Annotated in this window: 8 protein-coding genes and 3 pseudogenes; 4 read left to right on the top strand and 7 right to left on the bottom strand. The window is 64.4% G+C overall.

Features of this window, described 5'->3' with window-relative positions:
- Together ET21_RS28815 and ET21_RS0117745 are read left to right on the top strand one after the other, a co-directional pair.
- Window positions 1-397: pseudogene (locus ET21_RS28815) on the top strand (hypothetical protein); the annotation flags it as partial.
- Entirely contained in the window at window positions 394-1,398 is a 1,005-nt protein-coding gene (locus tag ET21_RS0117745) for a tyrosine-type recombinase/integrase (RefSeq protein ID WP_025292317.1), read from the top strand. The pseudogene ET21_RS28815 and the gene ET21_RS0117745, both read left to right, overlap by 4 nt.
- A gap of 110 nt (window positions 1,399-1,508) precedes the next feature.
- Here ET21_RS0117745 and ET21_RS0117740 read toward each other — a convergent pair.
- Window positions 1,509-1,763, bottom strand: a pseudogene (locus tag ET21_RS0117740) (IS110 family transposase); the annotation flags it as partial.
- Between the two features lie 82 nt (window positions 1,764-1,845).
- On the opposite strand from ET21_RS0117740, the pseudogene ET21_RS0117735 reads away from it, so the two are divergent.
- Window positions 1,846-2,001: pseudogene (locus tag ET21_RS0117735) on the top strand (IS630 family transposase); the annotation flags it as partial.
- Window positions 2,002-2,148: 147 nt separating this feature from the next.
- Here ET21_RS0117735 and ET21_RS0117730 read toward each other — a convergent pair.
- Genes ET21_RS0117730 through ET21_RS0117705 form a run of 6 tightly spaced genes read right to left on the bottom strand, consistent with a single transcriptional unit; the run spans window position 2,149 to window position 11,175 of the window.
- Complete coding sequence (locus ET21_RS0117730; protein ID WP_025292314.1) at window positions 2,149-2,607, bottom strand: MaoC family dehydratase; 459 nt, start codon at window positions 2,605-2,607, stop codon at window positions 2,149-2,151.
- Between the two features lie 7 nt (window positions 2,608-2,614).
- Entirely contained in the window at window positions 2,615-4,264 is a 1,650-nt protein-coding gene (locus tag ET21_RS0117725) for a long-chain-fatty-acid--CoA ligase (protein ID WP_030540708.1), read from the bottom strand.
- 27 nt (window positions 4,265-4,291) lie between these two features.
- Window positions 4,292-6,052: an acyl-CoA dehydrogenase C-terminal domain-containing protein gene (locus ET21_RS0117720; protein WP_025292312.1), complete on the bottom strand. Its 1,761-nt coding sequence runs from the start codon at window positions 6,050-6,052 to the stop codon at window positions 4,292-4,294.
- 21 nt (window positions 6,053-6,073) lie between these two features.
- On the bottom strand, window positions 6,074-8,371 hold the full coding sequence (locus ET21_RS0117715; protein WP_030540707.1) for a 3-hydroxyacyl-CoA dehydrogenase/enoyl-CoA hydratase family protein: 2,298 nt from the start codon (window positions 8,369-8,371) through the stop codon (window positions 6,074-6,076).
- Window position 8,372: 1 nt separating this feature from the next.
- Window positions 8,373-9,494, bottom strand: a complete 1,122-nt coding sequence (locus tag ET21_RS0117710; RefSeq protein WP_025292310.1) for a thiolase family protein — start codon at window positions 9,492-9,494, stop codon at window positions 8,373-8,375.
- Window positions 9,495-9,522: 28 nt separating this feature from the next.
- Complete coding sequence (locus ET21_RS0117705) at window positions 9,523-11,175, bottom strand: electron transfer flavoprotein-ubiquinone oxidoreductase (RefSeq protein WP_047100005.1); 1,653 nt, start codon at window positions 11,173-11,175, stop codon at window positions 9,523-9,525.
- 38 nt (window positions 11,176-11,213) lie between these two features.
- On the opposite strand from ET21_RS0117705, the gene ET21_RS0117700 reads away from it, so the two are divergent.
- On the top strand, window positions 11,214-12,020 hold an 807-nt coding region (locus ET21_RS0117700), incomplete at its 3' end, for a TetR/AcrR family transcriptional regulator (RefSeq protein WP_237751593.1).

The raw sequence follows: 12,020 nt of genomic DNA, 5'->3' as shown, positions 1-12,020 counted from the left end.
GCCTGATGATCAACCGCCCGGCCGCACACGGAAATCCTGACAGTCCCCTCTGTTCTGGCACGTCCAGGGCAGATCCCGCTACACGCCCGAAATGATCACCTGGTTGCTCACAGACGTCGTACGTCGCGCCGGATTGAAACCACTGCAAGGGCAGTTCGGGCCTCGCGTTCATGATCTTCGGCACTCGATGGTCGTGAACCGTATCCTTGAATGGTACCGTCTGGGGATCAACCCGCAGGAGCGGCTGCCGTTCCTCGCGACCTACCTCGGCCATCGGGATATCAACTCCACTCTGGTCTACATCACCGTCACGCAGGATCTGCTGCATCTCGCAAACGAACGGTTCAGGGCCGTGGGCGCGCCATGCCTCAATCTCGAACGGGAGGTGCGGTCATGAGCAAAGCCAATCCGTTCCCGGAACTGATGCGCGCGTTCTTTTACGAATGGCTTGTCGAGCAACGCAATGCGTCCGTCAACACCGTCCGCTCCTACCGCGACACCTGGCGACTGTTCCTCCGGTTTGTCGCTGACCGCGCGAAAAAGAAAGTTGCTATAATCTCGCTCGCCGATCTGACCGCCGCGCAAGTCGCGGCGTTCCTGAGGCACGCCGAGCACGACCGTGGCGGCACGATCGGCACCCGCAACTGCCGGCTTGCTGCGATCCGCAGCTTCTTCAACTTTGTGGCGACCAAGGATCCTGCCTTAATCGCGCAGTGCGTGGAAATCCTCAACATCCCGATCAAGCGGGCGCCGGTATCTGAGCCTTGCTATCTGGATCCGCTGGAAGTGGCAGCGATTCTTGCCCAGCCAGACCAGTCAACCCTCGAAGGCATGCGCGACCATGCGTTGCTCTCGTTCCTCTACAACAGCGGGGCGCGAATACAGGAAGCACTCGATATGTGCCCTGAGGCAATCCGGTTCGATAGCCCGAGTTGCGTTCGGCTTACGGGCAAGGGGCGAAAAGAGCGTCTCTGCCCGCTTTGGCCGGAAACCGTGATGTTGTTGAAAAAGCTGCTTGAGCGGCAGCCACGGGCACAAGACCAGCGGCTGTTCGTCAACCGCTACGGAGAGCCGCTCAGCGCCTCGGGCGTCCGGTTCAAGCTTGCCGCCTATGTGAAGGCGGCGGCTGCGACCATGCCGCCGCTGCAAACGAAGCACGTAACGCCGCACAGCTTCCGTCACGCCACCGCCGTCCACCTTGTATCGGCGGGCGTAGACATCACGGTCATCCGCAGTTGGCTTGGGCATGTGAGCCTCGACACCACCAATCACTACGCGAAGGCCAATCTGGACACAAAGCGAAAGGCGTTGGAACAGGTCGCTGTGCCGGTGGCGACGGCGCACTCTTCATCGTGGAAACGCGATACGAGCCTGCTCGCCTGGCTGGACACGCTCTGAAATAATGCGAAGGAATTTTGCGCGAACGGCCGACAACTGGGCGGCCCGCGTGCGTTCCTTCGCATTATGGTCACCTGATGATTAGTAAAGTAATCTTCACCTGACCATTACTTCACGTAAGGCTTCACATAGGACGGCGGCATCAGCCGAACGTCATGCCCCATCTCCTGAAGCCTGCGGCCCCAGTCATGAGAACCTGCGCAAGCCTCCATGCCGATCAGGCATCGTGGACGCTTCTGGAAAAACGCGAGCAATTGGCCGCGGCGAAGCTGGCGGCGCACGAGAACTTGTCCACTCTCGTCTACACCATGGATCTGAAAGACGCTCTTTGCGAGATCGATACCGACTGTGGCAAGCTCGGACATGGATGGCTCCTCTTATACGGGATGATGACTTCCCGACTATGGCGCAATGCGACGCCGGGAGCAGGAGCCATCCATCCCATCAATCGAGAACGCCTTTGCCAAGCTGAAGGCAATGCTCAGGGCAAAGGCCGAGCGCTCCATAGAAGGTCTATGGAACACGGTTGGCGAAATCGTCAACATCTTCACCGCCCAAGAATGCGAAAATTACTTCGCTGCCTGCGGCTATGACCCGGATTAAAGTGGACGGGCTCTAGCACCTGTAAGGCGGGTGGTTGATTGCAGCTTCAAGGTCTGTGCAAAGACCGAGATCATGCACGAAGCGGGCAGCCGCGTATAGAGACTGACCTGAGACGCTGAGCTGTCTTCCAGATTTTGGTGGAGTCCGTCAAAGCAGGGTTCGCCGCCATGCGACGATCTTCGGCGTGAAGACCTGCACCACCTCGTCGTGCTGATTGACCGTCTCGCAACGCATGTTGACCATGCCGCGCTCAGGGCGCGAGCGGGATGGCGTGACCGCTGTGACCTCGCTGCGCAGACGGATGGCGTCTCCCGGTCGCGTCGCGCGTGGCCAGGAGATCTCGCCGCCGGCGCCGATCAGCCCGCCGAAGAAGGGCACACTTTCGACCAGCAGGCGCATCGTCGTCGCGGCGGTGTGCCAGCCGCTGGCGGCGAGGCCGCCGAACAGGCTCTCCCGCGCCGCCTCGTCGTCGAGATGGAAGAATTGCGGGTCGTAGCGGCCCGCGAAATCCTTGATTTCCTCGACCGTCAGGACATGCGGAGCGCTTTCGAAGGTCTGGCCGACCGCAATGTCCTCGAGGTAAAGGCTCTGAACATCGTTCGTCATGGCGCGCCTAGCCGATGATGCTGTCGTCGGGGGTGACGCTGGCATATTCCTTGAGCACGATATCGCGGATCGCGGTTTTCAGGAGCTTGCCGGTCGCCGTGTGCGGCAGTTCGTCGACGATGATCACGTCGTCGGGGATGCTCCATTTGGAGATCCTGCCGGTATAGTGCTCGACCATCTCGTGGCGGCCGAAGCTCTCGCCGGGCTTCAGGACGACGACGAGGACCGGGCGCTCGCCCCAGCGCGCATCGGGCTTGGCGACGACCGCCGCCTCCTTCACCGCCGGATGGGCCTGAGCGATGTTCTCCAGTTCGATCGAACTGATCCATTCGCCGCCGGATTTGACGACGTCCTTGGTGCGGTCGACGATCTGGACGAAGCCGTCCTCGTCCATGGTGACGACGTCGCCGGTGTTGAACCAGCCGGGAACTTCGTGTGCGGCACTTTCCGAAGTGTTGTAGTAGCCGGCGGCGACCCACGGACCGCGCACCATCATCGCACCGAAGGCCTTGCCGTCTCGGGTGATCGGCTTGCCGTCGGCGCCGTCGACGCGGAACTCCATGCCGTAGACCGGGCGGCCCTGCTTGGCCTCGAGCATCAGCCTCTGTTCGGGCGTGAGCGACTGATGCTTCGGCATCAGGCAGGCGGCGAGGCCGATCGGGCTGGTCTCGGTCATACCCCAGACATGGCGGACCTTGACGCCCATGTTGTGGAAGCGGCTGATCATGATCGGCGGTGAGGCCGAGCCGCCGATCGCCACCCGCTTCAGGCTGGTGAAGCGCTGGCCGTGGGCGTCCATCCAGTCGAGCAGGCCGAGCCAGACGGTCGGAACGCCGGCGGTGCAGGTGACGCCTTCGGCTTCGAACAGGGCATGCAGGCTGGCGCCGTCGAGGTTCGGACCGGGCATGACGAGCTTGGCGCCGGCCATCGGGCCGGAGAAGGGGACGCCCCAGGCATTGACATGGAACATCGGCACGATCGGCGAGAGCACGTCGTTGGCCGACAGGCCGAGCACATCCGGCATCGAACTCGACATTGCGTGGAGCACGCTGGAGCGATGGCTGTAGAGAACGCCCTTCGGGTCCCCGGTCGTGCCGGAGGTGTAGCACAGGCCGGAGGCGGTGTTCTCGTCGAATACCGGCCAGTCGTATTCGTCGGACTCACCGGCGATCAGGGTCTCGTAGCAGGCAAGGTTCGGCAGGGCTTCCGACTTCGGCATGTGCGCCTCGTCGGTCATCATCACGATCGCCTTCATGCCGGAGAGCCGGTCGGCGAGTGCCTCCAGGATCGGCAGGAAGGTGAGATCGGCGAAGATCACGCTGTCGCCCGCATGCTCGATGATGTAGCCGATCTGCTCGCGGAAGAGCCGCGGATTGATCGTGTGGCAGACGAGGCCCGAACCGGAGACGCCGTAGTAGAGTTCCAGATGGCGGTAGCCGTTCCAGGCGAGTGTGCCGACGCGGTCGCCGAATTCGAGGCCGAGCCGCTTCAGCGCGTTGGCGAGCTTCTGGCTGCGCTTCGACAGATCGGCGTAGGTATAGCGGTGGATCGGTCCTTCGACCGTCTTCGACACGATTTCGGTCGTGCCGTGATAGGTCGCCGCGTGGCGCAGGATGGTCGACACCAGCAGCGGCGAGTTCATCATCATTCCGAGCATGCTACTTCCTCCCTTGGAGTATACGGATCAGAAAAGGTCTTGGTTCAGGGCAATGATCGAGGTCGCTCCGTTGGCGATCGCGGTTTCGAGGCCGAGGGTCTGCGGCAGCATGCGATCGGCGAAGAAATCGGCGACGGCGCATTTGCGGACCTTCGGCGGCGTATCGGCCGCCGCGGCGCTGGCGGCCATCTTCGCCCACATCCAGCCGAAGGCGGTGAGCGCGAAGAGGCGAAGATAGTCGGTTGCGGCCGAGCCGGCCACGGCCGGATCGCCGCTGCCGGCGAGCAGCAACTCGGTCGTGCGTTCGAGGCGGTCGAGCGCCGAGGCGGTGGCGGCGACGATCCGCTCTGTGGCGGGAACGAGTGACGCCGCCTGCAGATCCTGCTTGACCAGATCGAAGAAACGTCCGGCGAGTTCCCCGCCTTCCATCGGCAGCTTGCGGCCGACGAGATCCATGGCCTGGACGCCGTTGGTGCCCTCGTAGATCTGGGTGATGCGGGCATCGCGCACGAACTGCTCCATGCCCCATTCGCGGATATAGCCGTGGCCGCCGAAGACCTGTTGCGAAATCACCGCGGTCTCGAAGCCGAAATCGGTGAAGGCTGCCTTGACCACCGGCGTTAGCAGGGCGACGAAACCGTCGGCGCGCCGGCGTTCGGCGGGATCGGGATGGCGGGCGGCGATATCCATCTGCATGGCGGTCCAGATCGCCAGCGCCCGGGCGGCGTCGATGAAGGAACGGCCGGTCAGCAGCATCTTGCGTACGTCGGGATGCTCGATGATCGGGACGGGTCCGCGGCTGCCGTCGAGCGAACGACCCTGCAGGCGTTCGCGGGCGTAGCTGGCGGCCTTCTGATTGGCGGCTTCGGCGATGCCGAGACCCTGAATGCCGACGAACAGGCGTTCCGCATTCATCATCGTGAACATCGCATTCAGGCCGCGGCCCGGTTCGCCGACGAGCCAGCCGATAGCGCCGTCATAGTTCATGACGCAGGTCGGTTGGGCATGGATGCCCATCTTGTGCTCGAGCGAGCCGACCGACATGCCGTTGCGGGCGCCGAGGGAACCGTCGTCTTCGACGAGGAATTTCGGCGAGAGGAACAGGCTAATGCCCTTAACGCCCTTCGGTGCGTCGGGCAGGCGGGCGAGCACCAGATGGATGATGTTGCCGCCGAAATCCTGGTCGCCGGAAGAGATGAAGATCTTGGTGCCCTTGATCTTGTAGGAGCCGTCGCCGACGGGCTCGGCGCGGGCCGTGAGCAGACCGAGATCGGTGCCGGCGGAAGATTCCGTCAGCGCCATGGCCCCGGTCCATTCGCCGGAAATCATCTTCGGCAGGTATTTCGCCTTCAACTCGTCGCTGGCGTGATGCTCGATCGCCTCGACGGCGCCGCGCGTCAGGCCCGGGAAAAGGCCGAAGGAGAGATTGGCGGAAGACAGCATCTCGTCGAGCAGGATCTGGGTTGCGCGCGGCAGGCCCTGGCCGCCGAATTCCGGCGCGCCGGACAGCCCGGCCCAACCGGCCTCGACAAAGGCCTTGTAGGCGTCTGCGATGCCCTTCGGGGTGGAGACGAGGCCGTTTTCGAGCTTGCAGCCTTCTTCGTCGGCCGGGCGGTTCAAGGGTTCCAGCACGCCGGCGCAAAACTTGCCGCCTTCCTCGAGCACAGAGACGGCGAGTTCGGCGCTCACTTCCTCGTAGCCCGGCAGCGTCTGCATCTGGCCGTCGAAATCCAGCACGTCGTTCAGCAGGAAGGCGATGTCGTCGATCGGGGGATTGTAGGATGCCATGTCGTTGTTCTTCCTTGGCGATCAGTTGCGCAGCGGTTTGCCGGTGGTGAGCATGTGCTTCACCCGGTCCACGGTTTCCGGCGTCTCGAAGAGGGCAATGAAGGCCCGGCGTTCGAGGGCGATGATCTCGTCCTCGGTCGTCGGCTTCAACGGGTCGGCGTTCGGTCCGCCGCTCAAGACATCGATCAGCGCCGCGCCGACGACCTTGTCGTGGGCGGTGGCGCGGCCCGCGAGCGCTTCGCTCTCGACGATGTTGCGCATTGCCGAGGCGCCGGACGGACCGGACAGCGGTAATTGCGGCGGTTCCGGCGCGACGTAGCCGTCCACCAGCGACAGGGCTTTCTCTTTGGCGTCGGCCAGAAGGCGGTCACGGTTCATCGTGACACCATCGGTCGCCCTGAGGAAGCCGAGGCCGCGGGCCTCGAAGGCGCTGCCGGAGACCTGAGCCGGGGCGATGAGGTTGAAGGTGGCGATCGCGGGCGCGACCGGTCCCTTGGTGCCGCCGGCGAGCCCATATTGGCGGACCAGCATTTCCTTGCAGCCGCCCCAGCCCGGCACGACGCCGATGCGGGTTTCGACGAGGCCGATCGAGAGTTCGGCATGGGCCTGGATCGCGTCGCAATGGAGCAGGATCTCGCAGCCGCCGCCGAAGGCGAGCCCGGAGGGAGCGCCGACGACCGGGAAGGGCGCGTATTTGACAGCCATGAAGGTCCGGTGCCCCTTGTCGATGAACTTGCCGAGTGCTTCGGAACCGCCGGTCTCGACGGTTTCGAGGAAGACCCGGAGATCCGCGCCGGCGCTGTAGACGGGCGAATCCGAACCGATCACCAGTGCCTTGAAGCTCCTGCCGACCTCACCGAGCGCCGCATCGATCGCGTCGAGCAGGGCTTCGGAGAAGGTGTTCATCTTGGTGCGGAACTCGAGGCAGGCGACACCGTCGCCGAGATCCCAGAGCGCGGCGCAGCCATAGTCGACCACCGGCTTGCTCGAAAGCTTCACGTCGGCGATGGTGATGACGCCCTCGCCGCGCATGACCGGGCGAACGGCGCCATCGGGCAACAGGCAGCTCCGCCTGCCATCGACGACGCTGTAGAATCCGCCCTTTGCGGCGGCGAGCGCCAGATAGGCGGGAACAGTGAGACCGCGCGCCTCGAGCCGGTCCACCAGCCAGCAGGCGCCGAGGCGGTCGATCAGTTCGAACGGTCCCTGCTTCCAGCCATAGCCGGTGCGCATGGCGTCATCCACCGCGTCGGGGCGATCGGCGATTTCCGGAACGAGGGCGGCGGCATAGGCCAGCGATTTTTCCATGACGACGGAGGCGTAGCATCCGCCGGGGCCGGGATGTTCCATCAAGGCGCGCGCATCGCCCTTCGCGGCATCCAGGCTTTCGGAGGCGACCTTCTTCATCGGCCGGTAGTCGCCGGTCTTAAGGTCGGTGATGTCGCGGGTCTTGCGGTCGGCCGAAAGACGGACGAAACCGGCGCCGCTCTTTCGGCCGAGACGGTTTTCCGCGATCATTTTCGCGATCAGCGCCGGCTCGGCGTCATAGTCGTGGATCGCGTCGGTCTTCGGCAGGGCGTTCTGCAGGCTGCGCAGGATGGTCGGCATCAGGTCGATGCCGACGAGATCGAGCAGGCCGAAGATTCCGGTCGAGGGAATGCCGAAAGGCTTGCCGATGATGGCATCGGCTTCCTCGACGTCGAGGCCCATGGCGATCGCCTCGTTCTGGGCGACGACCATCCAGTAATTGCCGATGCGGTTGCCGATGAAGCCGGGCGTGTCCTTGCAGACGACGACCGTCTTGCCGAGGCCGCGATCGGCGAAGTCATGGATTTTCGCGGTCACGTCCGGCCGGGTCTTCGGGCCGGAGACAAGTTCCAGAAGCCGCATGATGCGCGGCGGATTGAAGAAGTGGGTGATGAGGAAATCGGCGGCGAAGCTTTCCGGCAGGCCGTCCGTCAACGCGGCGAGCGGGATGGTCGAGGTGTTGGAGGAGACGATCGAACCGGGTTTGCGCACCGCGTCGATCGCCTTGTAGAGGGCCTGCTTGATCTCCAGCCGTTCGGCGACGGCCTCGACGATCCAGTCGGCGTCGGCGAGCAGGCCCATATCGTCGCCGGTCGATCCGGTGGTGATGCGGCCGGCAAAGCTCTTGTCCATGAAGCCGTTCGCCTTCAGCTGGCGGGCGACGCCGCCGTCGGCGAATTTCTTTTCGATGTCGAGCAGCACGACCTCGATGCCGGCATTGGCGAGATGGGCGGCGATGCCGGAACCCATGACACCGGCGCCGATGACGCCGGCCTTGGTGATCTTCGTCATCTCACGCGGCCTCCACGACCATGGCGATGCCTTGACCGCCGCCGATGCATTGGGTGGCGAGGCCGTAGCGGCCACCATCACGTTTCAGCAGGGTGGATGCCTTGCCGACGAGGCGGGCGCCGGTGGCGCCGAGCGGATGGCCGAGCGCGATCGCGCCGCCGTCGCGGTTGAGGCTTTTGGGATCGATGTCGAGGTCGCGGCAGCAGGCGAGAACCTGCGAAGCGAAGGCCTCGTTCATCTCGATGACGTCGAGATCCGTGTTCCTGATACCGGCGCGAGAAAGCGCCTTGCGAGTCGCCTCGACCGGGCCGATGCCCATGATCTCGGGCGCGCAACCCGCGACCGCGTAGCCGGCGATCCGGGCGAGCGGCTTGAGGCCGTGCCTGTTGACGAAGGCCTCGGAGCAAATCAGCGTCGCCGAGGCACCGTCGGTCAACGGCGAGGAATTGCCGGCGGTGACCGAGCCACCGGCCTTGAAGGCGGTCTTGAGGCCGGCGAGCTTCGCCGCGTCGGTCTCGCGCGGGCAGCCATCGGCGGTCACGTCGCCGACCGGCGCGATCTCGGCCGCAAGCCTGCCGTCGGCGCGGGCGGCGAGCGCCTTCTTCTGGCTTTCCAGCGAATAGGCGTCCTGCTCCTCGCGCGAGAGCGAATAGCGGTCGGCGAGGTTTTCCGCCGTCAGGCCCATGTTGAGGAAGGCGAGGCGCTGCACGTCGCTCCAGCCGGGATTGGGCATGGGGTTGAAGCCCATCATCGGCACGCGGCTCATGTTCTCGACCCCGCCCGCCACGAAGACGTCGCCGGCGCCCATGGCAATCGCGCCGGCGGCCATCTGGATCGCCTGCATGGAAGAGCCGCACCAGCGGTTGACGGTGGAGCCGCCGACCGATTGCGGCAGGCCGGCGATCAGCGCCGCGCAGCGGGCGATGTTCAGGCCCTGCTCGCCCTCGGGGAAGGCGCAGCCGAGGTTCACATCCTCGATTTCCGCCGGATCGACGCCGGACCGGTCGACAAGCGCCTTGATGACGCCGGCGACGAGGTCGTCCGGCCGGGTGCCGGCGAGGGCGCCGCGATAGGCGGGTGTGAACGGGCTTCTGAGGTAATCGACGATATAGGCCGTGCTCATTCAGATCTTCCTTTTCATGACGGGGGCGTCACATGTTCGGATAGTTCGGTCCGCCGCCGCCTTCGGGCGGGACCCAGGTAATGTTCTGCGCGGGATCCTTGATGTCGCAGGTCTTGCAGTGAACGCAGTTCTGCGCGTTGATGACGAAGCGCGGTTCGGCGTGGTTTTCCGCGTCGTCGTGGACCACCTCGTAGACGCCGGCCGGACAGTAGAGCCGGGCGGGCTCGCCATAGAGCGGCAGGTTGCGGCCGATCGGGATCGACGGATCGGCGAGCCGCAAATGAACCGGCTGATCCTCGACGTGGTTCGTGTTCGACAGGAACACGGAGGACAGCCGGTCGAAGGTCAGGACGCCGTCCGGCTTGGGATAACGGATCGGGGTGACCTCCGAGATCGGTTTCAGGCTTTCGAAATCGGCCTTCCTGTGCCTGAGCGTGCCGAAGGGCGAGAGGCCGGTCAGCGTCTGCAGCCACATGTCGATGCCGCCCAGCGCGACGCCGAGGGCCGTGCCGAAGCGGGACCAGAGCGGCTTGACGTTGCGCACCGGCTTCAGGTCGCGGCCGATGACGGAGGCGCGCCAGCCGTTTTCGTAGTCGTCCAGCGCATCGGCAGCACGGCCGAATTTCAGCGCGGCGAAGGCCGCCTCCGCCGCCTGGATGCCGGAATGGATGGCGTTGTGGCTGCCCTTGATGCGCGGCACGTTCATGAAGCCGGCAGCGCAGCCGACCAGCGCGCCGCCCGGAAAGGCGAGCCTGGGCACCGACTGCCAGCCGCCCTCGGTCAGGGCGCGGGCGCCATAGGCGATGCGTTTGCCGCCCTCGAAGGTTTCGCGGATCAGGGGGTGGGTCTTGAAACGCTGGAATTCCTCGAAGGGAGAGAGCGTGGGGTTCTTGTAATCGAGATGCAGCACGAAGCCGACGGTCACGAGATTGTCTTCGAAGTGATAGAGGAAGGAGCCGCCGCCCGTCTTCAGGTCGAGCGGCCAGCCGAAGGAATGCTGGACGAGGCCGGGGCGGAACTTCTGCGGGTCGATCTGCCAGAGTTCCTTGATGCCGATGCCGAATTTCTGCGGCGAGCGGCCCTCCATCAGATCGAAGCGGGCCAGAAGCTGCTTGGTCAGGCTGCCGCGCGCGCCCTCGGCGAAGAGGGTGTATTTCGCCCGCAATTCCATGCCCGGCGTATGGTCGTCCTTGGCCTTGCCGTCGCGATCGATGCCCATGTCGCCGGTGGCGATGCCGGCGACCGCGCCGTTTTCGTCGTAGAGCACTTCGGTCGCGGCGAAGCCCGGATAGATCTCCACGCCAAGGGCTTCCGCATGCGCCGCCAGATAGCGGGCGACATTGCCGAGCGAGCCGATGAAATTGCCATGATTGCTCATCAGCGGCGGCATGAAGGCATTCGGAAGGCGGATATGGCCGGCCGGCCCGAGAAAATAGAAACGGTCGTCGGAAACCTCGGTCTTCAGCGGGCGTTCCGGATCCTTTCGCCATTCGGGCAGAAGCCGGTCGAGGCCGGAGGGATCGATGACCGCGCCAGAGAGGATATGCGCGCCGACCTCGGAGCCCTTCTCCACGACGACCACGGAGAGATCCGCGCCCTTTTCATCGGCGAGCTGTTTGAGGCGGATCGCGGCGGCAAGCCCGGCGGGTCCGGCACCGACGATGACGATGTCGAAATCCATCGATTCGCGCAGATTGTCGCTCACCCGGTCTCCTCCTCTTGACGCTGTCAATCCTGTATCAAACGATTGTTACAATTGGCAAGCTGAATCTTTACCGGCATGATGCCGGTGAGGTAAGGCTTGTGAAACGATGTCGGTCGGCGCTTCGCGCGGCCGGCCTACAAGTGAAACGGGAAGCGAGAACCAGAATGAAGGACGCGGGAGGTGGGGTCTCTACCCTGCGTGACAGTCTTGCCGCCGCAATGGTCGGCGGCGAGTTGAGCGAGCGGCATTGTGAAATCCTCGAGGCCGCCGCCGGCTTGTTCGCCGAAAGGGGCTATGCGGCGACCTCCGTGCGCGATATCGGCGAGAAGGTCGGCCTGCTGGGCGGTTCGCTCTATCACTACATCAAGTCCAAGGAAGCCTTGTTCGTTCGCATCCACGACATGGCGCTGCAGGTGGCCGGGGACCGGATAGCGACGGCCATGGCGGGCAAGACAGATCCGTGGGAGCGTCTCGAGGCGGCTTGCGTCACGATGCTGGAAATCCAGCTCGATCCGCACTCTCTGACCATGCCGTTGATGAATGATTTCGCTTCCGCGCCGCCGGAAATACGCGAGCGGCTGGTGGCGAAGCGCGATGCCTTCGAAGCGATATTCCGTGAGCTGATCCCGGGGTTGCCGCTCGACCCGGCGCTCGACCGCGGCGTCTACCGTCTGCTGCTGCTGACATTGCTCAACAATGTCAGCAGCTGGTACCGCCAGGGCGGCATGAGCCCGGAGGATATCGGCCGGCAGATCGTGAGGATCTTCCGCCACGGCTCTGTTGCAAAAATCGTGAAGCTTGAGCATGCTTGGCGGAGATTG

The sequence above is a fragment of the Sphingobium sp. DC-2 genome (genome assembly GCF_000722555.1).
Taxonomy (GTDB): Bacteria; Pseudomonadota; Alphaproteobacteria; order Sphingomonadales; family Sphingomonadaceae; genus Sphingobium; species Sphingobium quisquiliarum.
The sequence above is the reverse complement of the archived record's forward strand: the minus strand, read 5'-3'. Positions and strand labels throughout refer to the sequence as shown.

Bases quoted from the DNA above. Each gene is read 5' to 3' on its own strand.
- ET21_RS0117745 (WP_025292317.1), top strand. From the start codon at position 394: ATGAGCAAAGCCAATCCGTTCCCGGAACTGATGCGCGCGTTCTTTTAC.
- ET21_RS0117730 (WP_025292314.1), bottom strand. From the start codon at position 2,607: ATGACGAACGATGTTCAGAGCCTTTACCTCGAGGACATTGCGGTCGGC.
- ET21_RS0117725 (WP_030540708.1), bottom strand. From the start codon at position 4,264: ATGCTCGGAATGATGATGAACTCGCCGCTGCTGGTGTCGACCATCCTG.
- ET21_RS0117720 (WP_025292312.1), bottom strand. From the start codon at position 6,052: ATGGCATCCTACAATCCCCCGATCGACGACATCGCCTTCCTGCTGAAC.
- ET21_RS0117715 (WP_030540707.1), bottom strand. From the start codon at position 8,371: ATGACGAAGATCACCAAGGCCGGCGTCATCGGCGCCGGTGTCATGGGT.
- ET21_RS0117710 (WP_025292310.1), bottom strand. From the start codon at position 9,494: ATGAGCACGGCCTATATCGTCGATTACCTCAGAAGCCCGTTCACACCC.
- ET21_RS0117705 (WP_047100005.1), bottom strand. From the start codon at position 11,175: ATGGATTTCGACATCGTCATCGTCGGTGCCGGACCCGCCGGGCTTGCC.